The following is a 24,232-nucleotide window of genomic DNA, read 5'->3' as shown; positions in this document are numbered from 1 at the left end:
GTCAGCGGATTTCCATGGCCGCCACCAGACCGTCGCTGAAGCGGTAGACGTGGGTGACGGTCTGGTCGGCGAGGGTGGTGCCGGCCCGGTCGCGGACCACCTGGTGGACGGTGACGGCGATGCGGCCGTCGGGTTCGGTGGTGAAGGCGGTCGGTGTCACGGTGGGGTCGACTTCGGCCCATTGGCGGCGCCAGTAGGCGGACACCTGGTCGTGGCCGTGCACGACGCCGCCTTCCCAGCCGTTGGGCCAGGACACGTCGGGTGCGAGGGCGTCGAGGACGGCCGGGATGTCACGGCGGTTGAACGCCGCGTACAGGTCGGTGAGCATCTCGTTCATCGTACGAGTGTCGATGCTCGCCGCCCGTGCCGCCGCATTGGTCTGCGCTAGGCAGAAGCGTCCCAGGTGCCGTCGTCGCGGACGCGGTAGGTGCGTTTGCCGAGCACCAGCGTCTCCAGGGCCTCGATGTAGGTGTCGGCGATGAACCACTCGCCGGCCTGGTCGAGGTCGAAGACCCGTCCGTGTTCGTCGATCGCCAGGACCGACTCGTCGTTGACCCGGCCGAGCGGGAACAGTCGCGCCCCGATGACCTGTCCGAACTCGTGGAGCAGGTCGGCGGTGTGGGCGGCATCGGCGGGGTTGATATGCGCCATCCGGGAGCGCTGTTCCAGGCCGGGCGCCCGGCGCGACAGCACCAGCAGGTTGGTGTGCCCGAACGCCTCCGCAACCGCCGGGAACCATTCGTGCCGATGCTCCTGGCCGTGGACCGGGAGCACCTCGTTCTCCACAAAGGTCTCCATCATCTCGGTGTTGTACTCGTTCGGCACGTCCGGGAACCAGCCGCCGTCGAGCATCTCCGACGCGAGGGTGTCGGAGAACCGGGCCGGATCCGGGTTGGGCTGGGGCGGGGCGACGAAGTGGTGCAGCGCCCCGGTCTTGCCCCACGGCATGAGCCTCAACTGGGTGAGCACGTAGGTGCAGGTCTCGCACGGGTCGTTCGGCTTGCCGGCGAGCGGGTCGCCGGGCGCCTGGATCTGGAACGTCTGGAATGGGGAGGCCCACAGCAGCTGCCGGGCGTCGTCGAGCGTCAGCGGGGCCTGGCCGGCCATGTGCCGACGGCGGTCGACGTCGTGCAGCGCGTCCGAGCAGGCGATCAGTTCGGCGTGCCGTTCGCAGCCGCGGACCGTCTCCTGCGGTGACTGTTCGGCGAGCCGTTCCAGGACCAGCCGGTGGTGGTTGAGTTTCTGGTCGCCCTTGGCGCCGCGGGCGATGTAGACGCGGCCGTCGACGGTCGCGTGGGCGGCGATGCTGGGGGCGGGCCGGCGGTGGATCTCGCGGCGGAACTGGACCTCGGGGTCGGCGGTCTTCGGCGGGCCGACCACCTCGGGGCGGCGCTCCTCGTACACCTGCTTGAGGGTTTCCGACGGCCAGGCCGGCCAGGTCGAGACGCGGCCGGTCTCCCGGTCGATGACGGTCACGCCGGCGCCCGGGTCGGCTGGGCCGTCCGTGACGGTCCGGACGATGAACCCCTGGTCGAACTCCTCGACGGTCGCCCGCCACTGCTGCCCGCGGGTCAGCGTCTCGGCGCGCGCCCAGGTGGCGGCGGCCGCTTCGGCTTCGGTACGGCTGATCACGACTGACTCCCTGTGCCGACGTCACGAAGGCGGATGTTCATGACTGACTCCCCATGCCGATGTCACGAAAGTGAATGATCATGGCAGGCTCCAGGTGCCGTCGTCACGGACCCGGGCGGCCGGCAGACCGGTGAGCAGCGCGACGATCGCCTCGTCCAGGGTCTCGCCGATGAACCACTCACCGCCCTGATCGAGGGAGAACACCCGGCCGTGCTCGTCGATCGCGAGCACCGCCTCCTCATAACCCTCGGTGCCGAGCGGGAACATCCGGGCACCGACCACCCGGCCGAACTCGCCCAGCGGGTCGGCCAGGTGACGCGGCGACCCGGTGCCCAGCTGGAACCAGCGGACCCGCTGCGCGACACCGGGACAGTTGCGGTTCGGGGCCACGTCGTAGAACTCCAGGAACGCGGCCTCCGCGGCGGGGAAGCGCCTCAGCTCGTACTCCGCGCCTTTGCTCTCCTCGATGGCCCGGAGCACCGCGGAGGCGCGACGTTCCCGCACGGGTGAGGGTTCCCAGCCTTCGGCGGCGAGTTCCCACGCCACGTCCGGCGGAAATCGGCCCGGCTGCGGATCGGCGCCCTCGGTGCGGCGGCGGATCTTGCGGTACGTGCGGTCGCCCTCTCCCAGCACACCCAGCGCCACGAGCACGTCACAGCAGGTGAAACACGGTGTCGTGGGCTCGCCGCCGCGCGGGTCGCCGCTCTCCCGGATGTGGAACGTCTCGAACCGCCCACCGTCGAGGCTGCCGGTCTCGTACAGGACGTCGGAGACGACCAGCAGCTCGGCGTGCCGTTCCGCGCCGCGGACCATCTCGCCCGGCGCGATCGCGGCCAGCCGTTCGGCGACCAACGGGTGGTGCCGCAGCTCCTGGTCGCCCTTGGCGCCGCGGGCCCGAAACAGCCGCCCGTCGGCGGTGGTGACGTGCGCGGCGACCGAGGGGCTGACCCGCCGGTACGCCTCCCGCCGCAGCTCAGCGACCGGATCGGAGGTCTGGTGCGACCCGACGGCGGCATTCCGGCGGGCGGTGTAGCGCTGGTCGAGCTCCTCGGACGGCGCGGGCGGCCAGTGCGAGAGGCGGCCGGTCTCCCGGTCGATGACGGTGATCACGTCCTCGCCCGGCCCGGTCCGCGCCTCCGGCGGCAGCCGCATCCAGACCGCGTAGCCGAGCGCCAGCTCATCGACCTGCGGTGTGCACGGGTAGCCGCGCCGGACTGTCTGCCGGTGAGCCCATCCCGTGGCGATCTCCCGCGCCTCGGCGAGCGTGATCATCCAGCTGCCTCCTTCAACCTCGAGAGGGGAGCTTAGAGCAGAGGGCTGCTGGTAGGTTGCTCCAGTCAATTCGCGAGTCCTCGGGGAGACAACCGTGAGCAGACAGGCCGACCGCGACCCGAACCATGCGCTGCGTGCGCGTTTCGACGACGTGGTGTCGCAGTACCAGCGTCTGCGGCTGGGCCTCGACGACATCCAGGACCGGCTGGCCAGGCTTTCGGTCACCGCGGAGTCGCCGGACGGTCTGGTGAAGGCGACCGTGGGCGCCCGCGGCCAGCTGGTGGATCTGAGGCTGGACCGGGAGGTCTACCGCCGTCAGGATCCGGACCAGTTGTCCCGGACGATTCTGCGGACCGTCGAGAAGGCTGTCGCGAAAACGACAGACCAGGTGCAGGCGATGGTCGGTGAGTATCTTCCGGCCGACTCGCCGGGGGCGCGGTTCATGCGTGACGGCGACTTCGGTGGCCTGCTGGCCCGCCAGGACCGGCTGATGCGGGAGGCGGGTGACGACGATGACCGGTGAGCTGTACCTGGATCCGCACCGGGCCACCGCCGCCGGCCGGGACCTGTCGGCCGCCGGGAAACAGTTGGTCAGCCTGAACCACAGCGCGGTGGCCGAGGTGGCCGCGGCGAGTCAGGGCCAGCCGTGGGGCCGCGACGACATCGGCGCCGCCTTCCAGCAGAACTACGGGCCACTGTTGCAGCAGTTCACCGACGCGTTCGGCAAGATCTCCGGGTTCGTGCAGGGCCTCGGCGACGCGGCGATCGCCTCGGTCGAGGACAACCTGGGCGCCGACGCGCGGTCGTCCGACACCGTCACCAAGTCGTACGGGGCCTGATGCCGTGACGATCCTGCCGAGCCCGATTCCGCATCCGTTCGACTACTCGCCGTGGGACCTGCCCGGGTGGGCGTACGACGCTCTCGAATGGGTGGTCGGTTTCGACTGGCCCGAGGGCAACGAGAAGCTGACCTGGGACGTCGCCGACCAGTGGTACAGGCTGGCGGAAGCGCTGGTGACACCGCGGGAGGACGCCGCCGAGGCGGCGCAGCGGTTCATCGACGCGTACGGGGGCAGCGGCACCACGATCGAGGCGTTCATCGACGCCTGGCACAAGGTCGCCAACGGCGAGGACGCACCGCTCAACGCGCTGATCACGTTCGCCGACGCGATGGGCGACATGGTCAAGGAGTGCGGCGCCGACATCGAGGCCGCCAAACTCGAGGCGTGGATCGAGCTGGGCCTGTTCGTCATCGAGCTGATCGGCCTCGGCATCACGGTGGTCCTCACGCTGGGCGCGGCGTCGCCGGCGGCGGGCGGTCTGATCGCGGCGACCCGGTTCGCGATCCAGCAGATCTTCAAGAAGCTGGTGGCACAGCTGGCCAAGAAGGGCGTCAAGCAGGCGCTCAAGGAGGCCGGGCAGCGGGCGCTCAAGGAGATCGCCTCCAAGAAGGGCCTCAAGGATCTCGGCAAGAAGGCGCTGCACGAGGCCAAGGACGAGGCCAAGGAGGAGGCGCTCACCAACCTCGGCGTGCAGGCCTATCAGGACGCGGCCGGGCACGACGACTTCTCGGTCGGTGACCTGGTCCAGTCGACGGCGGCGGGTGCGGCCGGCGGCGCGACGTCCACGCTCGGCGGCATCGGCGCGGGTGGGAAGAACAACCTGTTCCGCGGCGCCGCCGGTGAGGTCTTCGGTGAGCTGGGCGGATCCATGGTCGGCGGGGACATGCCGGGCTGGGAGGACCTCGGCAAGGCCGCCACGTCCGGCGCGGCCGGGTCGGCGGTCGGCGGCACCCGCCAGGAGTTCAAGGATCTCGGCGGCAGCCTCGACGGCGCCGGAGGCCTCACCCTGGGCGATGCGGCGCCGGGTTCGTCCTCTTCTTCAAACCCCTCCTCCGGTACGGGGGTGAGCACCGCGGTCGGTGATCTGTCCTCGGGTTCGGGGTCGTCGGAGGGTGGTTCTTCCGCTTCGTCGTCCTCACCGCCCTCGCACTCCTCGCCGTCTTCGCACTCCTCGTCCCCCTCCCTGTCCTCCTCGTCCCCCTCCCTGTCCTCCTCGTCTCCCTCGGACGGGAGCGTGTCCAGCGGCGGGTCGTCCCCGTCGACCCACAGCTCCACCTCGTCGCCCTCCCCCTCCTCGCACTCGCCGTCGGCCGCCTCCACCTCGTCGCCTTCGCCTTCGCACGACACCGTTCAGGCCTCGACGACCACCCATTCGCCACAGGTCAGCGCCTCCACCTCCAGCAGCGGGGTCACGCTGTCCGGGGTCACGCCGACCGTCGAGGCGCCGGCCAACACCGGTCCGAGCGTCTCCACCTCGTCGCCGTCGCCTTCGGTGCACACGGCCCCGTCCAGCACGGCTTCGAACGGGCCGGTGGCGTTCGCCCCGAACAACGGCAACTCCGGGCCGGTCGGTGGACCGTCGGTGGCCACGAGCGGCCCGATGAGTTCGCCGAGCCCGAACGTGTCGCTCGCGAGCGGTAACCCGACCGCTTCGACCAGCCTGAACACTGGCCCGTCGCCGTCACTGTCGCCGTCCACCTCGCCGTCGCCGTCCACGTCTCCTGCGCCGTCGTCCCCGGCGACGGTTTCCACCTCGCCGGCTACCACCAGCACCGCACCGGTCACCGCGACGACCAACACCACGCCCACCACGTCCCCGAGCGCTACGACCACGGCCGCCAACGGGACGCCGACCGCGCCGACCTCAACATCGACGTCGTCCTCAACATCGACGTCAACATCAACACCTGCATCAACATCGACGTCGACATCTGCATCGACATCCGTATCAACGTCGACTCCCGCTTCGGCTTCGGCGAGTGTGACGAGCCCGAGTCAACCCGGTACCGGCACACCCGGCGGCCCGTCCACGTCGATTCCTTCGCAGACCGGGCCGTCCACCTCGCCGGACCAGCGGCCCGGTTCGCAGGATCAGGCGCGCCAGGACGCCGGTCGCAACGATCTGCCGCTGGCCGGCGCGTCCCACGGTGCTCCGCACCTGACGCAGCGGACCCCGCAACAGCAGCAGGCCGAGCAGGCGTACTTCGACCAGCGCGACCAGAACAAGCTGGACGTCCAGAACGACATCGTCCAGCGCACGCTGACGCGACTGGACCTGAAGATCGCGGACACCCGGAGCCGGCAGCGGACGGCCCGGCAGCGGGCGGACCAGGCCGCACAGGCGCTCGACATCAGGCGGCGCGACTTCTACCTGAATCAGGAGTTGCAGTACCGCAAACAGGAACTCGACGTCCTCAAGCGCCGGGCCGACGCCGTGAAGTTGCTGAGCAACCCGTACTCGATCCAGCTGACCGGCACGGACTTCGACCGGGCCAACTTCGATCAGGGCACCCTGTCCGACAACCCGATCTGGAGCAACGACCAGTCGGCGCTGACCGGCACCACGAACCCGCCGAACGCCCGGACCGAGCGTCGGTACCACCAGCCGGGTGGCCTGCGGATGCCGCTCGCGATGCACCAGGAGGACCTGGAGCGCCTGGTGCCCCGGGACCAGAACGGCCGCCCTCTGCGCACCCCCGACCCGCGTGGCCAGTGGTTGCGGCTGATGAACGACGGTGGTCCGGCCTCGGACCCGACCCGTGGCGTCAACTGCCTGGACTGCTCGCTGTCGTTCCTGGAGACCTACCTGCACGGCCGCCCGACCGTGGCGGCGGCCCGAACCGTCGACACCTACAACTACGGTCTCCCCGACCGGCACGTGGGTGAGACGGACGGCCACTACCGCGCCGAAAGGGTGACCGGCAGCGGCTTCACCCAGGTCACCCCCCATGTCGGCAACAGGTCCGACGCCGACGCCAAGAACGACATCGACGAGGGATTCGCCCGGATCGCCCGGACCCTGCTCCAGGGCGGCCACGGCTCCACCGCGATCATCCTCAACCAGTGGTCGGGCGGTTCGGCGCACGCCTGGAACGCCGTCAACCACCACGGCGTCCTCTACTTCATCGACCCGCAGAGCGGCGCGTGCGTCGACGCCACGAACTTCGCGGGCGGCCCCGGCCACCGAACCCTCTACGGCCACAACGGCACGAACGACCCGTCCAACGTCATCCAGATCAACGCCCTGCTGGTCGACGGCCAAGGCAACCCGATGGCCGTTCCGAACACCCCGCCGGCCCCGTATTACAGCAGCCGGACCACGCCGCCCCCGCCGCCGCTGGCCTACCAGCAGCAGCAGGCCCACCTCCAGCAGCAGCCCCCGGTCACCCAGCCGTCCCCGCCGCCCGCTCCCCCGGCCCCACCGGCCCCGCCAGTGCCCCCGGTCAACACGGCTCCGCCGGCGCCACCCGCGCCCCCGGTCACCCAGCCTTCCCCGCCGCCCGCTCCCCCGGCCCCACCCGCGCCGCCGGTCAACACGGCACCGCCGGCACCGCCAGCGCCGCCGGTCGACACGGATCCGCCGGCACCGCCCGTCGACACCCAACTACCCGCACCGCCGGTGGACTCTCAGCCACCCGCGCCGCCGATGAACACGGATTCGCCGGCCCCGACGGTCAACATCCAGCAGACGGTGACGCCCTCGCCGAGTGTCGAGCAGTCGACGACGGTGGACAGTCCGGACGATGAGTCGAGCGTTCAGGCGCGCGCCGAGGAGGGGCCGACCGTTCGGACGTCCGTGGAGGACGGTGCGCCTTCGCCGGAAAATGAGCGCGTCACGCGTACGGATGAGAAGGAAAGCTCGCCGTCGACGGAGGCCGAACCGGACCGCGGGGTGTTCGATCCGCTGGCGGTGCTGGATCCGAAGTCGATGGACGCGCCGACGGAGAACGATCCGCTGTCCGTTCTTGATCCGGGGCCGCGGACCGAGCCGGAGGTCACGCTGGCGCAGACGCCGAGTGTGGACGAGGTGGCCGACCAGCGTGCCCGGGAGAATTATCAGTACGAGAACGAGCGGTCCCGGCGTGAGTTCGACGAGAACCATCGTCAGGAGATGGGTCGTGACCTGCGCAAGCAGGCCGAGTCCAAGCGCGTAGAGGCGGACGATCTACGCGGCTCCCTGAGGGCCGCGGACGAGCGCGGCGATCTCACCGAGGCCGACCGGATCGTCGCGGACCGCCGTCGGCTCGAGGTCGACGCCGACGACCTGGAGACGCGGGCGTCCGATATCGAACGTGGTGGTGACATCGGCGACGTCGAGGTCACCGGGGCGGAGTGGGAGCGGCTCAACGAGAGCACCAGCGACCTCGCCCCCGGCCCGGTGGAGACCGGTGACCGGTCGGCGCTGACCGGCGACGACAGCCCGCGTTCGATCGACACGACGCGCCGCTACCACCAGCGGGGTGGCCTGCGGCCGCCGTTGCGGGTGCACCAGACCGACCTGGAACGCGCCGTGCCGCGCGACGAGGACGGCCACCCGGTGCGGCAGGCCGACCCGCGTGACGGCGAGTGGTTCGGCCTGGTCAACGACGGCGGCCCGGAGGCCGACCCGACGCGGTCGATTAACTGCGGTGACACGGTGCTGTCGCTGTTCGACACGTACATGCACGGCCGCCCGCGGGTGTCCGCGCCGCGCACGTTCGACGGTTACCGCAACGGTGATCCCTCCCGCCCGTACGGTGCCGAGCGTGGCGTCTCGGCCCGGATCGAGGCGACGACGGGCGGCCGTTTCGAGGGCCTCACCGACGTGGGCGCCCTGGATCCGGACGACGCCCGCAACGAGGTACGCCTGGCCGAGAGCCGCCTGCGCAACCATCTGCTGGGCCTGGGCCACGGTTCGTTCGCGTTCGTCACGACGCAGGACCAGGCGGGTCGCACCCACGCGTTCGCCGCGGTGAACCAGAACGGCACGATTCTCTACCTGGACGCCCAGACCCGCCAGATCAGCGAGTCCGGCCCGATGCACTCGGGCCGCAACGTCCCGTGCGACGTCATGCGCTTCGACGCCCTCACCGTCGACGGCGAGGGCCGCCCCCGCCCCATGACAGCCGGCGACCCGCCCCACATCGCCACCGACCCCTCCGGCGCTCCCGACCCCAACGACACGAGGTCGGAGGATGAGCAGCTCGCGGACATCATGCGGCGACACGATCAACTCGGTGAGGCACCGCCGAGGTTGAACATGACCGATCATGACGAGAAATACAAAGACAACGGCGCACACACGATCAAACGGCACAGCCCTGACATTCCGTTACGCCGGGACCTGAACCTGAAAACCATCGAGGGTCGGATCTACGGCGACAAGGGTTGGAATGGCTGTACCAGTGGCTCGTATCAGTGGACCGATTCATCCACCATGAATCGGGAGATCAACAAATACCTTCGGGACAACTGGGAAGAGATCCGGAGCGACCTCGCGATGGAGGGCGAGCACGTCCGCTTGTTCGATGCCGGGCATCGCGTCGGCCAGGGGTTCCACAACAAAGGCATGCACGGTGTCGGTCCTCGCCAAGCAGAATACGGCGAGACCAGTATTGTCAAAATCGTCATCAGCCTGGTTGAGGACTCCGATCCAGCAGAGTTCTTCATCGTTTCGACATATCCAGCCGGACTAGGGTACTGATCATGGACATCTCCAAGCTTCCTGAACCGCTCCGATCCCGGGCGGAGGAACGCACAGCCCTCCCGTCCATCGATAAGGTTCGGCACTTCCTGCACGGCTATGTTGCCGACGCGGAGGGTTCGGAGGAGATCAGGCAGCATGTTCGGCGGACGGCACGGCGGAACACCTTCTTCCTCCGGCAGTATCTGGCCGCCCTCGAGGAGATCCTGAACGAACCACAGCCTCCGGGAACGCTCCTGCGCCTGGTCGAGGTCGACGCGAACCGGGGCATCGATCACGACCAGACCGATCGCGGCGCTGCGGTCTTCCTTCGGGAGATCGCCGACCTTCTTCGCTCGGTGCTCGAAGAAGTAGAGTAATTGATCATTCGAGTGAGGCAGGCGACGTGCACGGTCGAAATGTCGACGGCCAGGTGGTTCTGACACTCAGCCGCGATGAGGTTCGACATCTCGCCGCGGTGCTGAGCCAGGTCGGCGTGGCCATGTCCCGAGCTGAGTTCTTCATCTGCACCGGCGGCTCGCAACCGAACATCGAGGCAACGCGACCGACGAGGCTGCCGCGGTCTTCCTGCGGGAGATAGCCGGGATGATCCGGACAGCGATCCGGGGGACGGAGTAGACGATGACGCCGGCCGAGCAGAACCTCGTCTGGTTGGGGTACGAGGACTACACCGGACTCTGGCAGGCCGCCCTCGAGGTGGAGGATCGGGATGTCGCGCGGCGGATCGTGGCGTCGTTGTTGAGCCGTGGCTGGATCGAGCTCTATTTCACCGATGGGCTGTGGGACAACGAGACGATCGCGGTGGTTCCGGTGCGGGATCGGATGACGGTCCTGGAGGACGTTGCTTCGTGGTCCGTCGAGGGCGGCGGGAGACTGATCTGGTTCGCGACGACCGACGAGGGCTACGACGCCTACCGCAAGGCGGAGGCGGCCCGCCGTTGAGGGTGGCGGGGTCGTGGAGTGGGCCGGGATCGGGTGTCAGGGTTCGATGAGGCCGGCGCGGATGGCGTAGCGGGTCAGTTCCAGGCGGTCGCGGAGGCCGAGTTTCTGCAGCAGGTTGGAGCGGTGCCGTTCCACGGTCTTGACGCTGATCACCAGTAGGTCGGCGATCTCCTTGGAGGAGTGGCCCTCGGCGACGAGTTTCAGGACCTCCTCCTCGCGGTCGGTGATGGTTCGCCCGGAGGTGGGGTCCTCGCCGTCGGCGACGCGTTCCAGGTAGTTGCGGATGAGGGCGTTGACGGCGCCCGGGTAGAGGAACGGTTCGCCGCGGACGGCGGCGCGGCAGGCTTCGACGAGGTCGCGGTCGGCGACGGATTTGAGGACGTATCCGGAGGCGCCGGCTTTGAGGGCCTCGAAGAAGTACTGCTCGTTGTCGTACATGGTGAGGATCAGGATGCGCAGGTCGGGCAGGATGCGCGACAGTTCGCGGGCCGCCTGCAGGCCGGTGAGGCGGGGCATGGCGATGTCGAGGATCGCCAGGTCGGGGCGTTCGGTGCGGGCCTGGGCGATGGCCTCGGCGCCGTCGGAGGCTTCGGCGACGACGGTCAGGTCGGGTTCGCTGTCGAGGATGAGCCGGACTCCGCGGCGGACCAGGGCGTGATCGTCGGCGAGCAGGATACGTGCCGGTTCTCGGTCAGTCATGGGGCTTCTCCTCGCCGAGGGGGACTCGTAGCAGGACCTCGGTGCCGTGGCCGGGCGCCGGGCCGAGGGTGAGGTCGGCGCCGATCAGCAGGGCGCGTTCGCGCATGCCGCGGATGCCGGCGCCTTCGGGTGCTCCGGCGATGCCGCGGCCGTCGTCGCGGATGCGCAGTTCGATCCGGGTGTGGGGCGGCTGGTGGGAGAGGCTCAGGGTCACCTGGCGGGCCCCGGAGTGGCGGGCCGTGTTGGTCAGTGCCTCCTGGGCGACCCGGTAGAGCACCAGTTCGGTCTCCTTGCCGAGGTCGGGCAGGTCGGCGTCGATGGTGCGGCGCACGGTCAGGCCGGCTGTCGAGAATTCGCCGGCGAGTGATGTGAGGGCGCTGGCGAGGCCGAGTTCCTCGAGGACGCCCGGTCGTAGGCGGCGGGCGATGCGGCGGATCTCGTCGAGTCCGTTGCGGACGGTCTCCTGTACCTGGCGGACCTCGCCGGCGACCGGGTCGGGCGCGTGGTCGGCGACCCGTTTCAGTTCGAGCAGTACGGCGGTGAGGGTCTGCCCGACCTCGTCGTGCAGTTCCTGGGCGATCCGCTGCCGTTCGGCCTCCTGGGCGGACAGTGCGCGGGCGGCGCTGGTGGCGCGTTCGGCTTCCAGGCGGTCGAGCATGGTGTTGAAGCTGCGGATCAGGTCGGCGATGCCGTTGCGGCCGGTGACGGTGAGCCGGTGTCCGGGGCGTAGCAGGTCGACCGTGTTCATGGTGCGGGCGAGGCGGTCGAGCGGGGCGAGCCCGAGGCGCAGGAGTGCGGCGTTGGCGGCCAGCATCACCGCCAGCACGCCGCTGAGGATGATCGCCTCGGTCAGCAGGACCGGGGTGGAGACGGTGAACGGCCCGACCATGAGCAGGGCGAATGCCGCGGTCACCACGGCCGCGTTGAGCAGGAAGATCCGCCAGAACAGGGACAACCGCTGTGTTTCGTCCACCATCGCACCCATCCTCGACTGCTTGCCGGCCCAGCGTCGCCGATCCGGCCGTGAGACGTCCATCCGGGCCGCCACCCATTCGCTGTGCGCGGGGTGGAGGCGAAATGGGTGGTGGCCCGCCCCGGGAATGGAGGGCGGCCCCGATGGTCGCCGGGAGGCGGCGCGGCTTGGATTGAGGTTCTGCCGGAACGAGTGGGAGGTGCGGCGATGACACTGGAACGGATCGGTCTGCCCGGGGTTGGCGTGTCTCACCTGCTGACCACGCGGGACGGGGCCCGTCTCGGTATCGTCGTGCGCCCGGACGGCGGCCGTGACCTGGCCGTCTACGATCCGGCGGACCCTGATCGGGCGGCCGGCTCGGTGGTGCTGTGCGCCGAGGAGGCGCATCTGGTGGCCGATGTGCTGCACACGGTGGTCACGCTCGATCACGTCGACGGGCCGGGGGCGGCGGCGGACGGGATGCGGGCGGTGCGGATCCGGGTGCCCGCCGGCTGCGGCTGGGTGGACCGGCCGTTGGCCACCTCCCACGGCGCCGAGGTCGTGGCCGTGATCCGCGGGGCCCGGGTGCTCCCCCATCCGGGCTCCGCCTTCTCGCTGCGGGCCGGTGACGTGCTGATCGCCGTCGGTGGGCCGGCGGCGCTGGCCCGGCTGCACGATCTGCTGGCGGCGCCGTGTTGATGCTGCTGGGCGCGCACCTGGTCGCCGCGGTGCTGGCGCCGGTGCTGGTCCGGTGGGCGGGGCCGCGTGCGTTCTATCTGTTGGCGACCGTTCCGGCGGCCGTCGTCGGGTGGGCGGTGACGCATCGTTCCGGGCAGTGGTCGCAGCCGTGGGTTCCCGGTCTCGGGTTGAGCCTGGCGTTCCGGGTCGACACGCTGTCGTGGCTGCTGGTGCTGCTGGTCGGCGGGGTCGGTGCGCTGGTGCTGGTCTACTGCGGTAGCTACTTCGCGCCGGGTACGGAGGGTCTGGGCCGGTTCGCGGCGGTGTTCACCGGGTTCGCGGGGGCGATGCTGGGCCTGGTGGTCAGTGACGACCTGCTGCTGATGTACGTGTTCTGGGAGTCGACCACGGTCCTGTCGTACCTGCTGATCGGGCACACCGGCGTGGATCGGCCGAACCGGCGGGCGGCGTTGCAGGCTCTGATCGTGACGACGGCCGGTGGGCTGGCGATGCTCGTCGGTCTGGTGATCCTGGGTGAGCACGCGGGCGGTTACCGGTGGTCGCAGGTGGCGGCGGCGCTGCTGGACGGTCCGCTGCTGACGGTGGCGGTGGTGTTGATCCTGGTCGGGGCGCTGTCGAAGTCGGCGGTCTTCCCGTTCAGTTTCTGGCTGCCGGCGGCGATGGCCGCGCCCACTCCGGTGAGCGCCTATCTGCATGCGGCGGCGATGGTCAAGGCGGGTGTGTTCCTGGTGGCCGGGTTCGCGCCGATGGTCGTGGCGGCGGGTGGGGCGGCCGCGACGGTCTGGCGGGTGTCGGCGGTCGGGTTGGGCCTGGTCACGATGCTGGTGGGTGGCTGGATGGCGCTCTTCCAGAACGATCTGAAACTTCTTCTCGCGTACGGCACGGTCAGTCAGCTGGGACTGTTGACCGCCGTTCTGGGGTTCGGGACGGCGGGGACGGCGCTGGCCGGGGTGGCGATGGTGGTCGCGCACGCCCTGTTCAAGGCGGCGCTGTTCCTGGTGGTCGGGGTGATCGACAAGGCGGCGGGCACCCGGGATCTGCGGCGGCTCGACGGGTGGGGGCGGCGGGCGCCGCTGCTGGTGGCGGTCGCGGTGCCGGCCGCGATGTCGATGGCGGGTCTGCCGCCGGCCATCGGGTTCGCCGGTAAGGAGGCGGTGTTCGCCGCTCTGCTGGACGCGGGCGTGGTGGGCCGGCTGGTGCTCGCCGGTGTGGTGGCCGGTTCGGTGTTGACCGTGGCGTATACGGCCCGGTTCCTGTGGGGTGCGTTCGCCGGCAGACCCGCCGCCGACGATGCCACGGTCGCGGCGGGTGCGGACGGGTCGCTGCTGGTCGCTCCGGCGGTGCTGGCCGCTGCCGGGGTGGCGGCCGGTTTCGGGGCGCAGGGCGTCGGCCGGGTGCTCAGCCCGTACGCCGACGGTTTTCGCGGAAGCGCCGATCACCTCGCGCTGTGGCACGGGCCCGGTGTGCCGCTGGTCCTGTCGGTGCTGGTCGTGGCCGGCGGGTTGCTGTTGTTCCGGCTGGTGCCGGCGGGCCGGTCCGGGCCGCGGCCCGGCGGCCGGGGCTATGAGCGGGTGATGACCGGCACGGACCGGCTCGCGGTGGAGGTGACCGGGGCGACGCAGCGTGGCTCGTTGCCGTTCTATCTGGCGCTGATCCTGCTGGTGCTGATCGCGACCGCGGGCCCGGCGATGGTGGCCGGCTGGCCGGGCTCGACGGCGGTCCGGCTGTGGGAGACGCCGTCGCATCTGCTGCCGGTGGCGGTGCTGATCGTCGCCGCGGTGTTCGCGGTGCCGGCCCGGCGCCGTCTCACCGCGGTGATCCTGGTCGGGGTGACCGGCTACGCCAATGCCGTCGTCTTCCTGTTGCACGGCGCGCCGGATCTGGCGCTGACCCAGTTCCTGGTGGAGACGGTCACGCTGGTCATGGTGGTGCTGGTGCTGCGCAGGCTGCCCGGTCACTTCTCGCAGCGGCCGGGGGCGTGGCGGCGCCGGATCCGGGTCGGGATCGGGGTGGCGGTCGGCACGGTGATGGCCGGGGTGGGCCATCTGGCGGTGTCGGCGCGGCAGGCGGCGCCGGTGTCGCAGGCCTATCCGGAGCTGGTGGTGCCGTGGGGTGGCGGCCACAACATCGTCAACGTGATCCTGGTCGACATCCGGGCGTGGGACACCATGGGCGAGGTGGCGGTGCTGGTCGCGGTGGCGACCGGGGTGGCGAGTCTGATCTTCCGGCGGGCCGGGCGGCTGCATCGGCGCGGGCCGGTGGAGACGCCGTCCGATCCGCCGCGGGACGAGCCGGTGTGGCTGATGGCCGGGCACACCGTGGAGGCGGGGCGGCGGTCGACGATGGTCGAGGTCGTCACCCGGCTGCTGTTCCACGTCATCCTGCTGCTGTCGGTGTATCTGCTGCTCACCGGCCATGACACGCCGGGTGGTGGGTTCACCGGTGGTCTGGTGGCGGGATTGGCGCTGACCGTCCGGTATCTGGCCGGCGGCCGGTACGAGCTGGCCGCGGCGGCGCCGGTCGACGCGGGGGCGGTGCTCGGGGCGGGGCTGCTGGTGGCGGTCGGCACCGGGGCGGGGGCGCTGGTGCTGGGTGGGCAGGTGTTGCAGAGCGCCGTCCTGGACCTGCATGTGCCGTTGCTCGGTGAGGTGCATGTGGTGACGTCGACGTTGTTCGACGTCGGGGTGTATCTGATCGTCGTCGGGCTGGTGCTGGACGTGCTGCGCAGTCTCGGCGCGGAGGTGGACCGGCATGCGGCCGCCGCGGTCGCCGGGGAACCGGCTCCGGCGCGGAAGGAGGAGCTGGTATGAGTGTCTCGTTGCTGGTGGCGGTCGGTGTGTTGTTCGCCGCGGGGACGGTGCTGTTGCTGGAACGTACGCTGACGCGGGTGTTGCTGGGCGTCATGCTGCTGGGCAACGGGGCGAATCTGCTCGTGCTCGCGGCCTCCCGGGCCGGGGCGCCGCCGATCGTGGGTGTCGCCGACCCGGAGCGGATGACCGATCCGCTGCCGCAGGCGATGATCCTGACCGCGATCGTGATCACTCTCGGGATGACGGCGTTCCTGCTGGCTCTGGCGTATCGCAGTTGGCTGTTGACCGGCCATGACGAGGTGCAGGACGACGCCGAGGACCGGCGGGTGCGGGAGCTTGCCGACCGTGACGAGGGATCCGACGCCGAGGCGCTGGAGGCTCCGCGATGACGTGGCTGGTGCCTCTTCCGGTGGTCATGCCGTTGCTGGGTGCCGCGGCGACGTTGCTGATGTTCCGGCGGCCGCGGGTGCAGCGGGCGATCAGTGTGAGTGTGCTGACCGCGACGCTGGTGGTGTCGGCGGCGCTGCTGGTGCTGGCCGCCGGCGGGCCGCTGGTGGTGGCGGTCGGTGGCTGGCCGGCGCCGTTGGGGATCGTGCTCGTCGCCGACCAGCTCGCCACGCTGATGCTGGTGGTGTCGTCGGCGGTGACGTTGTGTGTGCTGCTCTACTCGATCGGGCAGGGTGGCGCCGACGGTGACGAGGAGCATCCGCTGTCGGTGTACCACCCGACCTATCTGATCCTGACCGCCGGTGTGACGAACGCGTTCCTGTCCGGTGATCTGTTCAATCTGTACGTCGGGTTCGAGATCCTGCTGGCGGCCAGCTATGTGCTGATCACTTTGGGCGGGACCGAGACGCGGATCCGGGCGGGGACGACGTACGTGGTGGTCAGCCTGCTGTCGTCGGTGATCTTCCTGGCCGGGATCGGGCTGATCTATGCGGCCACCGGGACGCTGAACATGGCGCAGTTGGTGGAGCGGCTGGACGCGCTGCCCGACGGTGTGCGGCTGGTGTTGCAGGGCATGCTGCTGCTGGCGTTCGGGATCAAGGCGGCGATCTTCCCGCTGTCGGCGTGGCTTCCGGACAGCTATCCGACGGCGCCGGCGCCGGTCACCGCGGTGTTCGCCGGGCTGCTGACGAAAGTGGGTGTGTACGCCATCATCCGGACCGAGACGCTGCTGTTTCCCGGTGGGCGGGTCGCCGATCTGCTGATGGTCGCGGCGTTGTCGACGATGGTGGTCGGCATCCTGGGCGCGGTGGCGCAGTCCGACATCAAGCGGTTGTTGTCGTTCACGCTGGTCAGTCACATCGGCTACCTGCTGTTCGGGGTGGGCCTGGCGTCGCGGGCCGGGCTGTCGGCGGCGGTGTTCTACACGCTGCACCACATCGTGGTGCAGACGACGTTGTTACTGGTGGCGGGGCTGGTCGAGCGGCGTGGTGGGAGCACCGCGCTGGATCGGCTGGGTGGGCTGGCGCGGACGGCGCCGGTGCTGGCGGTGCTGTTCCTGCTGCCGGCGCTGAACCTGGCCGGGATACCGCCGTTCTCCGGGTTCCTCGGCAAGCTGGGGCTCATCCAGGCCGGCGCCGGCGAGGGTTCGGCGCTGGCGTGGCTGCTGGTGGCCGGGTCGGCGGTGACCAGCCTGCTCACCCTGTACGCGCTGGCGCGGGTGTGGAACCTGGCGTTCTGGCGCACCCCGGCCACCGATCCGGCGGCCGCGCCGCTGCGGTCGTCGCGGCTGATGGTGACGTCGACGGCCGTGCTGGTGGTGGCGGGGATGCTGTTCACCGTGGCGGCCGGGCCGCTGTATGCGCTGACCGACACGGTGGCCGCGGATCTGCTGGCGCGCAGCCCCTATGTGCGGGCGGTGCTGCCGTGATGGCGGGCGCCCGGGACCGGCTGGTCGCGGTGGCCGCGCTCACCGTGGTATGGATGCTGCTGTGGGGTGTGTTCTCGTGGCTGACGCTGGCCGGTGGCCTGCTGGTGTCGGTGCTGGTGCTGGCGGTGTTTCCGCTGCCGCCGGTGACGTTCGCGGGACGGCTGCGGCCGGTCGGGCTGCTGCGGTTCGCGGTTCGGTTCGTCGTCGATCTGTGGGTGGCGAGCTTTCAGCTGGCGTGGACCGCTCTGGCGGGGCGGCGGGCGCCGCGCAGTGCGGTGCTGGCGGTTCGGCTCGCGGTCCGGTCCGATCTGAATCTGACGATGTGCGCGGAGGCGGTGTCGCTGGTGCCGGGAAGCCTGATCGTGGACCTGGACCGGGCCGCCGGGGTGCTGTACGTCCATGTGTTCGATGTGGCCGGGCCGGCGGACATCGCCCGGTTCCGGCGGGAGGTGCGCGGGATCGAGCGGCGGATCGTCGAGGCGGTCGGTTCCGACGCTGAGATCGCCGTCGTCGGGGGAGGTGAAGGATGATCGTCGTCGCTGTGTTCCTTGCTGCTGCGGCGGGGATGACGCTGATTCGCATCGTCCGGGGGCCGTCGACGCTGGACCGGATCGTGGCCATGGACGTGCTGCTGGCGATCACGGTGTGTGCGATCGCCGCGGAGGCCGCGTGGAGCCGGGACGCGACCGGGCTTCCGATTCTGCTCGGGTTGTCGCTGCTCGGTGCGGTCGGCTCGGTGGCGGTGGCCCGGTTCGCCGACCCCGCGGCGGCGCGGAAGTCCGGCACCGGGGTGGGAGAGTCGTGATGGGTGTGACCGCGGTGCTGGACGCCGTCGCCGGGCTCTGCCTGCTGGGTGGGGCGCTGCTCAGTCTGGCCGCGGGTGTCGGGCTGCTGCGCTTTCCGGACCTGTTGTCGCGCATGCACGCGGCGACCAAGCCGCAGGTGCTGGGCCTGCTGCTGATCCTTTCCGGTGCGGCGATCCGGCTCGGCACCGTCGTCGACATCACCACGCTGGTGCTGGTGGGCGTGTTCCAGTTGATCACGGCTCCGGTGGCGGCGCACATGGTGGGGCGGGCCGCCTACCGGGCCGGGTTGGTGCGCCGTGAGCTGCTGCTGGTCGATGAGCTGGCGGCGGCCCGCGGCCGGGAGCACGGCTCAGGGGGTGAGTGACGCTGCGTGCCGTGGCGGGGTGCCATCAGACGGGTCGCGTCCGCGTCGGTTTCACCGCCGCTGCCCGGGGTCGCCCTTCTGTTGCAGGTAGCGGCGGACCGATCCGCCGCCGAGGTCGTGGACCTCCTGCGCGACCTGTGGCAGTTCGTGGGCCAGGGAACGGAGGTACGCCAGAATCTGTGTGGTGTCCATCCTCTGGCCGATCTCGTACCATTGGCCGCCGTTGGCATCGGCCCACCGGCGGTAGCCGGGCCGGTCGGGCGACGCGACGAAGCAGATCGCCTCCTTGATCGTGATCTGCTCGCCCACCTGCGCCTCGTTCAGATTCTCGGTGAGGGGCGGTTCGTCGGTCAGCACGACCAGGACCGGCACGGCGTGGGGCCGGTAGGGTTTGCCGAGCGCCGCGGTCACCGCCTCCAGGGTGGACTCTCCGTAGTTGTTGCCGCCGCTGAACCGGGGCATCGTGCGAAGCTGCCGCACCGCGTCGTCATGGCTGCGAACGAACGGCAGGTCCGCGACGACCTTGTCGCCGCTGACGGTCAGGTCACCGTACGGCACGGTGGTGATCCGCCAGTTGAGCTGCAACTCGGAGAGCTCACCGACGAAGTCGACCATGCAGGCGACGAGCCCGGTGATCTTGTCCGACATGGAGGCTGTCGTGTCGAAGACGAAGCACACGTCGACCGCGCGGCGGTTCTCGTCGTCGGGATTGTCGTCCGGTCTGACGGTCTTCGGGATCGGCTCGCTCGGTGCGGAGCGCCGCCTGCGGAACCATGACCGCTTGCCTGTGTCCATCTGCGGATCCTCATCGGCCGTTGCTGGTGCACGCTTGCCCGGTCACTTCCCGAGGCTAACCGGGCGACGCACGTGTGCCGCCCGGGCAGGCGACGCTCCAGGCGGTCGCGGTTTCTACTCCTCGCCGGAGAAGCGTTCCCATGCCGATTGCCGGGTGATGCCGAGTGCGCCGCCGATGCGGGTCCAGGTGATCTTGCGGCCGCGCAAGGTGGACACCAGCCGTTGGAGGTTCGCCTCGATCTGGGCGCCTACCGCGGCGACCCGGGGCAGCAGGTCGAGGAGTTGTTCGTCGGTCATCGACTCTTCCCAGGCCGGCAGTGGGGTCGGCTCGGTCGGGTTCTGCCGCTCGATCTCGAGGATGTCGTTGCACAGTTGGACGCATTCGTTGCAGATGTAGACGCCGGGGCCGGCGATCACCTTCTCGACCTCGGTGTGGGGTTTGGCGCAGAACGAGCAGCTGAGCTGGAGCGGGGTGGTGGTGGTGCTGGCTTCGCCGGTCATGGTGGCCTCCCAGCCTGACTCGGGCGTCAGGGCCGCCCTGACGCTGTCAGGTGCCACCTTACGGCAGGGGCCCGGGGCGACTAGCGTCCCCGGGCCCCCGGATGCGCTAGAGAGCCAGGATGGCCAGGACCTGGTTCAGCAGGTCGGCGAGCTGGGCCAGCGGGAACGGCAGGCCGCCGTCGAGCAGGCCGGCGATCGCGCAGAGCAGGTTGCCGAGCAGATTGCCGGGCCCGGAGTGCGCGGTGATGTCGAGGACCACGGTGTTGAGGTGCACGGTCAGGCCGAGCAGGTTCAGGTCCAGCGGGCCGAGCACCAGGTGCAGGATGTTGCACGCCGCCAGGGCGCCGACGTCGCCGGAGCCGGGAAGCTGCACCGGCAGGGTCACCGTCTCGTCCGCGGCGCCGACGGGAGCGCCGGCCGCATCGGTCAGCACCGCGTGCAGGGTGCCGACGGCCACCAGCTGGTCGCCCTGGACGGCGAATTCGGTGGGGACGAAGGTTCCGGTGACCTGCCCGATACCTCCCGTCGCGTCGGTGAAGGTGCCCTGGACGCTGGACGTCATCGTTCCCTCGGCGGCCTTCACCGCGGCGGGCGGTTGAGCGGGCGCGGCGGCGGCGGGTGCCGCGACGGCACCCACGGTGGTCAGTGCCAGCGCGCCGGCCAGCAGCATCTTCGGGATGGTCGTCAGGCGCACGATCGATTTCCTTTCCATCGATGAACGTTGTCGCGCCCACCGGTGCCCGGGCAGAGATCCGTAAAACGGATGGCCGGGTCATGGGAATACAAATGGTGCAATGTGGATCAGTTTCCCCCGGTGCCGCACGGCACCGTCAGCCAGTCGGTGGCCGGTACGGCCGCGCGGACCTGGTCGAGCCGGCCCAGGATCTGGTCGAGACGATCGGGCGATTGCAGATATTCCAGGACCGCCCGGTAGAAGGCGTTCGTCATCGCGCTGGGCATCAGGTCGGACGCGTCGAAACACAACGCCGCCGGCCCGGTGAGGATCTGCGCGATGCGCCGGTTCACCGCATTGCCGTAGATCGCCGGGTCGACGCCCCGGTTGGCCGAGAACACCGACCCGCGGCTGACCGTCGGCCAGATGCTCTGCGCCTCGTCGGTGGCCAGGAACCGCATCAGCTCGCGCGCCTGCGGCTTGTCGGTGAACAGGCCGGCCAGGTCGGCGGAGACCTCCCACGCCCGGGCACCGTTCGACGGGAACGGCACGAAGTCCAAGTCGCCGCCGTCACCGGCCACGAAGGACGCCTGGTGGTGCAGGAAGCACCCGGGCGGATCGGTGTGCATGGCCCGGCCCGCGTCACCGAAGTCGGTGAACAGCAGGCCCCGCACGTGGCCGGGCCGCAGCGCGACCTGGCCCCAGGCCGTCCATGCCCGGCGGATCTCCGGCGCGGTCCAGGCCACCTGCCCGGCGCTCCAGCGCTGATACACCGCGGTCCCGGCCTGATGCAGCACGAGGTCCTCGATCCAGTCGGTGCCGGGCCACCCGGAGACCGGGGTCGAGCCCATACCCATGCACCACGCGGCGCCGCCGGCCGAGCTCAACCGGTCGCTCAGCCGAATCAGCCCGTCCCAGGTCGTGTCGCCGGACAGGTCCGGGACCCGGCGTGGGTCGTACCAGATGAGGCTCTTGAGGGATGTCGTCACCGCCACCGCGTAGCGGGCCCGCCCGTTCGCGTTCTCGATCTGTTCCAGCCGTAACCACTGCGGGCTGTGCGACTGCTCCGCGCCCGTGCCGATCACGTCGTCCAACGGGCGGACCGCGCCGCGGCGCACGAAGCTCGCGAGGTCGCCCGGGCTGGGCAGCACCGCGATGTCCGGGGGCGTGCCCTTCTGCACTTCCGTGGTCAGCACCTGGTTGAGCGCCCGGGTGCCCTGATAGTCGACGCGGATGCCGGTGCGGGCGGTGAATCGGTCCAGCACCTCCCGGAAGGCCGTGGCCTCGCGTCCGGTCCACGACGCGAGCACGGTCACGCCCGCGTCGTCTCCCCCGGCGGCGCATCCCCCGCTGCCGGTGAGCAGGGCGGCCACGGCGGCCAGCGCAACGGCTCGTACCATCGTCGCCTACCGGTACTCGTTGATGCGCGGGACGAGCCCGAACGGAATCAGTGCCATGGCGGCCAGCGCCGCGAGCACCAGCAGGATCAGCTGGCCGGTCGTGTCAGCGGCCGCTGCGGCATGCCCGTCCACGTCCCTGATGCGGGCCGTCAGCACCTGCTCGCCCGGCGCCTCGCGGGGGCCGGCGACCCCGGCCGCGATGCGGTCGAGCGTTTCGCGGCACCCGTCGGGGCAGGCGCCGGCGATGAGTTCGCGAAGCATCGTCTGCCCGCTACGGTCGGCGGCGTCGATCCGCGCCTGCCACACGTCCACGAGCGTGTCACCTGCCCTCTGGGTCGCGGCGAGTTCGCCGCGAGCGGCGAAGTCCGACGACATCGCGGCGGTCGCGGCCAGCACGGCGATGGTCGCGGCGAGCAACGGCGGATTGAAGGTACGGCGGAAGCGCCGGCTCAGAAACACCTGGATGGTCACCAGCAGCGCGAGCAGCACGACCGCCGGCACGATCCAGGTGACCACCCAGCCCGGCGCCATCCGGCCGGTGCTCAGCTGCCCGGCCAGCGCCTGCCGTTCGATGGTCAGCAGGTCGTCGAGTTGCGCGAGGATGCCGCCGTCGGGCATGTGCAGCAGGCGTGAGGCGTACCAGAGGTCGGCCCTGGCCAGCGCCGAAGCCGGATCCTGCCGGTAGTGTGCGTCGGCCTGCTCGATGAGCCCGGAGTAGGCGGCCAGCTGCCCCTGCACGAGCTGGATGTTCTGGCCGACCACAGCGCCGGCGATGCTGTCGACCGCGAGCCGGGTGAGGCTCTGGGCGGCGACGGCGATCTGGTTCTGATAACGCTCCCCGGGCCCGGTCAGTCCCACCGCCCCGCTCCGGAAGCTGCCGACGGCGGCCTCGTCGGCCTCCACGAGCGCGGCATGCGCGGCCAGGATGTGCATGATGGACGGCACCGAGTGGGTGCCGACCCGCTCGGCGGTGGCTCGGGTGCCTTGCATAACCCACGCCGACATGCCGAACACCGCGACCAGTGCCAGTTCCAGCACGACCATCGAACGCCACAGCGTGGCCCGGGTCGTGCTACCACGAATCCCGAACTCGGTCACCGTCTCGTCCTCCCATGCAGCGCCACACCCGCCATGCACGGTAGCCCAATGTGCCCACATCGCCACCCAGGGCCATGATCGGCGCGGTCCACTCAGGCTTGACGGACATCGCCGGGCGGTGCCGCCCTCTTCGGCCCGCCGCGGTGGCCCAGGGGTGTCGCCGGGCACGGCGGAGGCGCACCCCACAGCGAGCCCGATAACTGTTAGCGTTCACAGCACCTGTCGATTCACCGCTCCCCCAGCCGTTCGACGACGGGCTGGTTGACCGCGGTCGCAACGGAGGGTTACATAGGCTCGCTCATGATCCGTCAGAAAGATGAGATGCCGTGATCGTCTGCGAGAGTCTGGTTCGGATCTATCAGACCGGGTCGATCGAGGTGCAGGCGTTGCAGGGGCTGGACCTGGCCGTCGACGAGGGTGAGATGGTCGCCGTCGTGGGGGCGTCCGGGTCGGGCAAGTCGACGCTGCTGTCGATCCTCGCCGGCATCGACGCGCCGACCGCCGGGCGGGCCCGGGTCGCCGACTGGGATCTGCTGGCCATGTCGCGCGGCGACCGGGTGCGGTACAGGCGGCACACGGTCGGGTTCGTGCGGCAGCAGACCGCCGCGAACCTGGTGCCCTATCTGACGTCGCGGCAGGTGGTGGAGCTGCCGATGGCCGCGGCTCGAATGTCCGGAAAGGAACGCCGGATCCGCGCCGACGAGCTGCTGGCCGCGCTGGACGTGGCCGACTGCGCGGACCGGCGGCCGGCGCAGATGTCCGGTGGGCAGCAGCAGCGGGTGGCGATCGCGGTGGCGCTGGCCAACCGGCCGCGGGTGCTGCTGGCCGACGAGCCGACCGGTGAGCTGGACACCGCCACGTCGGCGGGGGTGTTCGAGGCGATGCGGAAGGTGAACCGGGAGTTCGGGGTGACCGTCGTGGTCGTCACCCACGATCCGGAGGTGAGTGGGCAGGTGGAGCGTACGGTGGCGATCCGCGACGGCCGCACCAGCAGTGAGGTGTTGCGCCGCACCGAGACCGGCGCCGACGGGGACACTCTGGTGATCGCGGAGGAGTACGCGGTGATGGACCGGGCGGGCCGGGTGCAGATTCCCCGCGAGTACCGGGAGGCGCTGGCGCTGACCCGGCGGGTGCGGCTGGCGCTGGAGGCCGATCACGTGACGATCCGGTCGGACCCGTCGTGACGGC

General features: G+C 70.5%; 23 protein-coding genes. 13 read left to right on the top strand and 10 right to left on the bottom strand.

What is annotated here, in order from left to right:
• Position 1: 1 nt before the first annotated feature.
• The 3 genes from J5X75_RS36765 to J5X75_RS36755 form a co-directional block, all read right to left on the bottom strand.
• On the bottom strand, positions 2-337 hold the full coding sequence (locus tag J5X75_RS36765; RefSeq protein WP_208472215.1) for a nuclear transport factor 2 family protein: 336 nt from the start codon (positions 335-337) through the stop codon (positions 2-4).
• Positions 338-384: 47 nt separating this feature from the next.
• Complete coding sequence (locus J5X75_RS36760; RefSeq protein WP_208472214.1) at positions 385-1,632, bottom strand: SUKH-3 domain-containing protein; 1,248 nt, start codon at positions 1,630-1,632, stop codon at positions 385-387.
• A gap of 78 nt (positions 1,633-1,710) precedes the next feature.
• Entirely contained in the window at positions 1,711-2,904 is a 1,194-nt protein-coding gene (locus J5X75_RS36755) for an SUKH-3 domain-containing protein (RefSeq protein ID WP_208472213.1), read from the bottom strand.
• A gap of 94 nt (positions 2,905-2,998) precedes the next feature.
• On the opposite strand from J5X75_RS36755, the gene J5X75_RS36750 reads away from it, so the two are divergent.
• The 5 genes from J5X75_RS36750 to J5X75_RS36730 all read left to right on the top strand — a co-directional run bounded on the left by J5X75_RS36750 (position 2,999) and on the right by J5X75_RS36730 (position 10,371).
• Positions 2,999-3,427, top strand: coding sequence for a YbaB/EbfC family nucleoid-associated protein (locus J5X75_RS36750; protein WP_208472212.1), 429 nt, complete (start codon positions 2,999-3,001; stop codon positions 3,425-3,427).
• Positions 3,417-3,743, top strand: a complete 327-nt coding sequence (locus J5X75_RS36745) for a hypothetical protein (RefSeq protein WP_208472211.1) — start codon at positions 3,417-3,419, stop codon at positions 3,741-3,743. Before J5X75_RS36750 ends, J5X75_RS36745 begins: the two co-directional genes overlap by 11 nt.
• A 4-nt stretch (positions 3,744-3,747) precedes the next feature.
• Positions 3,748-9,429: a toxin glutamine deamidase domain-containing protein gene (locus J5X75_RS36740; protein WP_208472210.1), complete on the top strand. Its 5,682-nt coding sequence runs from the start codon at positions 3,748-3,750 to the stop codon at positions 9,427-9,429.
• A gap of 2 nt (positions 9,430-9,431) precedes the next feature.
• On the top strand, positions 9,432-9,788 hold the full coding sequence (locus tag J5X75_RS36735; protein ID WP_238490601.1) for a hypothetical protein: 357 nt from the start codon (positions 9,432-9,434) through the stop codon (positions 9,786-9,788).
• A gap of 262 nt (positions 9,789-10,050) precedes the next feature.
• On the top strand, positions 10,051-10,371 hold the full coding sequence (locus tag J5X75_RS36730) for a hypothetical protein (RefSeq protein ID WP_208472209.1): 321 nt from the start codon (positions 10,051-10,053) through the stop codon (positions 10,369-10,371).
• 36 nt (positions 10,372-10,407) lie between these two features.
• Here J5X75_RS36730 and J5X75_RS36725 read toward each other — a convergent pair whose 3' ends face one another.
• Together J5X75_RS36725 and J5X75_RS36720 are read right to left on the bottom strand one after the other, a co-directional pair.
• Complete coding sequence (locus tag J5X75_RS36725) at positions 10,408-11,070, bottom strand: response regulator (protein ID WP_208472208.1); 663 nt, start codon at positions 11,068-11,070, stop codon at positions 10,408-10,410.
• The gene (locus J5X75_RS36720; RefSeq protein ID WP_208472207.1) at positions 11,063-12,046 is read right to left on the bottom strand and encodes a HAMP domain-containing sensor histidine kinase; all 984 of its coding nucleotides are present in this window, start codon (positions 12,044-12,046) and stop codon (positions 11,063-11,065) included. The genes J5X75_RS36725 and J5X75_RS36720 overlap by 8 nt, the downstream gene beginning before the upstream one ends.
• A 204-nt stretch (positions 12,047-12,250) precedes the next feature.
• On the opposite strand from J5X75_RS36720, the gene J5X75_RS36715 reads away from it, so the two are divergent.
• Genes J5X75_RS36715 through mnhG form a run of 7 tightly spaced genes read left to right on the top strand, consistent with a single transcriptional unit; the run spans position 12,251 to position 18,577 of the window.
• The gene (locus tag J5X75_RS36715) at positions 12,251-12,721 is read left to right on the top strand and encodes a cation:proton antiporter regulatory subunit (protein ID WP_208472206.1); all 471 of its coding nucleotides are present in this window, start codon (positions 12,251-12,253) and stop codon (positions 12,719-12,721) included.
• Positions 12,715-15,531 (top strand): Na+/H+ antiporter subunit A, encoded by a 2,817-nt coding sequence (locus J5X75_RS36710; protein WP_208472205.1) that lies wholly within the window; start codon positions 12,715-12,717, stop codon positions 15,529-15,531. Before J5X75_RS36715 ends, J5X75_RS36710 begins: the two co-directional genes overlap by 7 nt.
• Positions 15,528-15,920, top strand: coding sequence for a Na(+)/H(+) antiporter subunit C (locus J5X75_RS36705; RefSeq protein ID WP_208472204.1), 393 nt, complete (start codon positions 15,528-15,530; stop codon positions 15,918-15,920). Before J5X75_RS36710 ends, J5X75_RS36705 begins: the two co-directional genes overlap by 4 nt.
• Positions 15,917-17,407 carry a Na+/H+ antiporter subunit D gene (locus J5X75_RS36700; RefSeq protein ID WP_208472203.1) on the top strand — a complete coding sequence of 497 codons (1,491 nt, stop codon included), beginning with the start codon at positions 15,917-15,919 and terminating at the stop codon, positions 17,405-17,407. Before J5X75_RS36705 ends, J5X75_RS36700 begins: the two co-directional genes overlap by 4 nt.
• Complete coding sequence (locus J5X75_RS36695) at positions 17,407-17,937, top strand: Na+/H+ antiporter subunit E (RefSeq protein WP_208472202.1); 531 nt, start codon at positions 17,407-17,409, stop codon at positions 17,935-17,937. Before J5X75_RS36700 ends, J5X75_RS36695 begins: the two co-directional genes overlap by 1 nt.
• Positions 17,934-18,212 carry a monovalent cation/H+ antiporter complex subunit F gene (locus tag J5X75_RS36690; protein ID WP_208472201.1) on the top strand — a complete coding sequence of 93 codons (279 nt, stop codon included), beginning with the start codon at positions 17,934-17,936 and terminating at the stop codon, positions 18,210-18,212. Before J5X75_RS36695 ends, J5X75_RS36690 begins: the two co-directional genes overlap by 4 nt.
• Positions 18,212-18,577, top strand: coding sequence for a monovalent cation/H(+) antiporter subunit G (mnhG, locus tag J5X75_RS36685; protein WP_208472200.1), 366 nt, complete (start codon positions 18,212-18,214; stop codon positions 18,575-18,577). The genes J5X75_RS36690 and mnhG overlap by 1 nt, the downstream gene beginning before the upstream one ends.
• 51 nt (positions 18,578-18,628) lie before the next feature.
• Here the strand turns inward: mnhG and J5X75_RS36680 are convergent, their stop codons facing one another.
• The 5 genes from J5X75_RS36680 to J5X75_RS36660 all read right to left on the bottom strand — a co-directional run bounded on the left by J5X75_RS36680 (position 18,629) and on the right by J5X75_RS36660 (position 23,044).
• Entirely contained in the window at positions 18,629-19,372 is a 744-nt protein-coding gene (locus tag J5X75_RS36680) for a vWA domain-containing protein (protein WP_208472199.1), read from the bottom strand.
• A 114-nt stretch (positions 19,373-19,486) separates the two neighbouring features.
• The gene (locus J5X75_RS46485) at positions 19,487-19,873 is read right to left on the bottom strand and encodes a ClpX C4-type zinc finger protein (protein ID WP_208472198.1); all 387 of its coding nucleotides are present in this window, start codon (positions 19,871-19,873) and stop codon (positions 19,487-19,489) included.
• Positions 19,874-19,979: 106 nt separating this feature from the next.
• On the bottom strand, positions 19,980-20,585 hold the full coding sequence (locus J5X75_RS36670) for a hypothetical protein (RefSeq protein ID WP_208472197.1): 606 nt from the start codon (positions 20,583-20,585) through the stop codon (positions 19,980-19,982).
• 89 nt (positions 20,586-20,674) lie between these two features.
• Positions 20,675-21,946 (bottom strand): ABC transporter substrate-binding protein, encoded by a 1,272-nt coding sequence (locus J5X75_RS36665; RefSeq protein ID WP_208472196.1) that lies wholly within the window; start codon positions 21,944-21,946, stop codon positions 20,675-20,677.
• A 6-nt stretch (positions 21,947-21,952) separates the two neighbouring features.
• Positions 21,953-23,044, bottom strand: coding sequence for a GlnX family signal transduction membrane protein (locus J5X75_RS36660; RefSeq protein WP_208472195.1), 1,092 nt, complete (start codon positions 23,042-23,044; stop codon positions 21,953-21,955).
• Positions 23,045-23,370: 326 nt separating this feature from the next.
• On the opposite strand from J5X75_RS36660, the gene J5X75_RS36655 reads away from it, so the two are divergent.
• Complete coding sequence (locus J5X75_RS36655) at positions 23,371-24,228, top strand: ABC transporter ATP-binding protein (protein ID WP_208472194.1); 858 nt, start codon at positions 23,371-23,373, stop codon at positions 24,226-24,228.
• The last annotated feature ends 4 nt before the right edge of the window (positions 24,229-24,232 follow it).

Source organism: Actinoplanes flavus (assembly GCF_017592555.1).
Taxonomy (GTDB): domain Bacteria; phylum Actinomycetota; class Actinomycetes; order Mycobacteriales; family Micromonosporaceae; genus Actinoplanes; species Actinoplanes flavus.
The sequence above is the reverse complement of the archived record's forward strand: the minus strand, read 5'-3'. Positions and strand labels throughout refer to the sequence as shown.

Bases quoted from the DNA above. Each gene is read 5' to 3' on its own strand.
- J5X75_RS36765 (WP_208472215.1), bottom strand. From the start codon at position 337: ATGAACGAGATGCTCACCGACCTGTACGCGGCGTTCAACCGCCGTGAC.
- J5X75_RS36755 (WP_208472213.1), bottom strand. From the start codon at position 2,904: ATGATCACGCTCGCCGAGGCGCGGGAGATCGCCACGGGATGGGCTCAC.
- J5X75_RS36745 (WP_208472211.1), top strand. From the start codon at position 3,417: ATGACCGGTGAGCTGTACCTGGATCCGCACCGGGCCACCGCCGCCGGC.
- J5X75_RS36735 (WP_238490601.1), top strand. From the start codon at position 9,432: ATGGACATCTCCAAGCTTCCTGAACCGCTCCGATCCCGGGCGGAGGAA.
- J5X75_RS36730 (WP_208472209.1), top strand. From the start codon at position 10,051: ATGACGCCGGCCGAGCAGAACCTCGTCTGGTTGGGGTACGAGGACTAC.
- J5X75_RS36725 (WP_208472208.1), bottom strand. From the start codon at position 11,070: ATGACTGACCGAGAACCGGCACGTATCCTGCTCGCCGACGATCACGCC.
- J5X75_RS36720 (WP_208472207.1), bottom strand. From the start codon at position 12,046: ATGGTGGACGAAACACAGCGGTTGTCCCTGTTCTGGCGGATCTTCCTG.
- J5X75_RS36715 (WP_208472206.1), top strand. From the start codon at position 12,251: ATGACACTGGAACGGATCGGTCTGCCCGGGGTTGGCGTGTCTCACCTG.
- J5X75_RS36705 (WP_208472204.1), top strand. From the start codon at position 15,528: ATGAGTGTCTCGTTGCTGGTGGCGGTCGGTGTGTTGTTCGCCGCGGGG.
- J5X75_RS36700 (WP_208472203.1), top strand. From the start codon at position 15,917: ATGACGTGGCTGGTGCCTCTTCCGGTGGTCATGCCGTTGCTGGGTGCC.
- J5X75_RS36695 (WP_208472202.1), top strand. From the start codon at position 17,407: ATGGCGGGCGCCCGGGACCGGCTGGTCGCGGTGGCCGCGCTCACCGTG.
- J5X75_RS36690 (WP_208472201.1), top strand. From the start codon at position 17,934: ATGATCGTCGTCGCTGTGTTCCTTGCTGCTGCGGCGGGGATGACGCTG.
- mnhG (WP_208472200.1), top strand. From the start codon at position 18,212: ATGGGTGTGACCGCGGTGCTGGACGCCGTCGCCGGGCTCTGCCTGCTG.
- J5X75_RS36680 (WP_208472199.1), bottom strand. From the start codon at position 19,372: ATGGACACAGGCAAGCGGTCATGGTTCCGCAGGCGGCGCTCCGCACCG.
- J5X75_RS46485 (WP_208472198.1), bottom strand. From the start codon at position 19,873: ATGACCGGCGAAGCCAGCACCACCACCACCCCGCTCCAGCTCAGCTGC.
- J5X75_RS36670 (WP_208472197.1), bottom strand. From the start codon at position 20,585: ATGGAAAGGAAATCGATCGTGCGCCTGACGACCATCCCGAAGATGCTG.
- J5X75_RS36665 (WP_208472196.1), bottom strand. From the start codon at position 21,946: ATGGTACGAGCCGTTGCGCTGGCCGCCGTGGCCGCCCTGCTCACCGGC.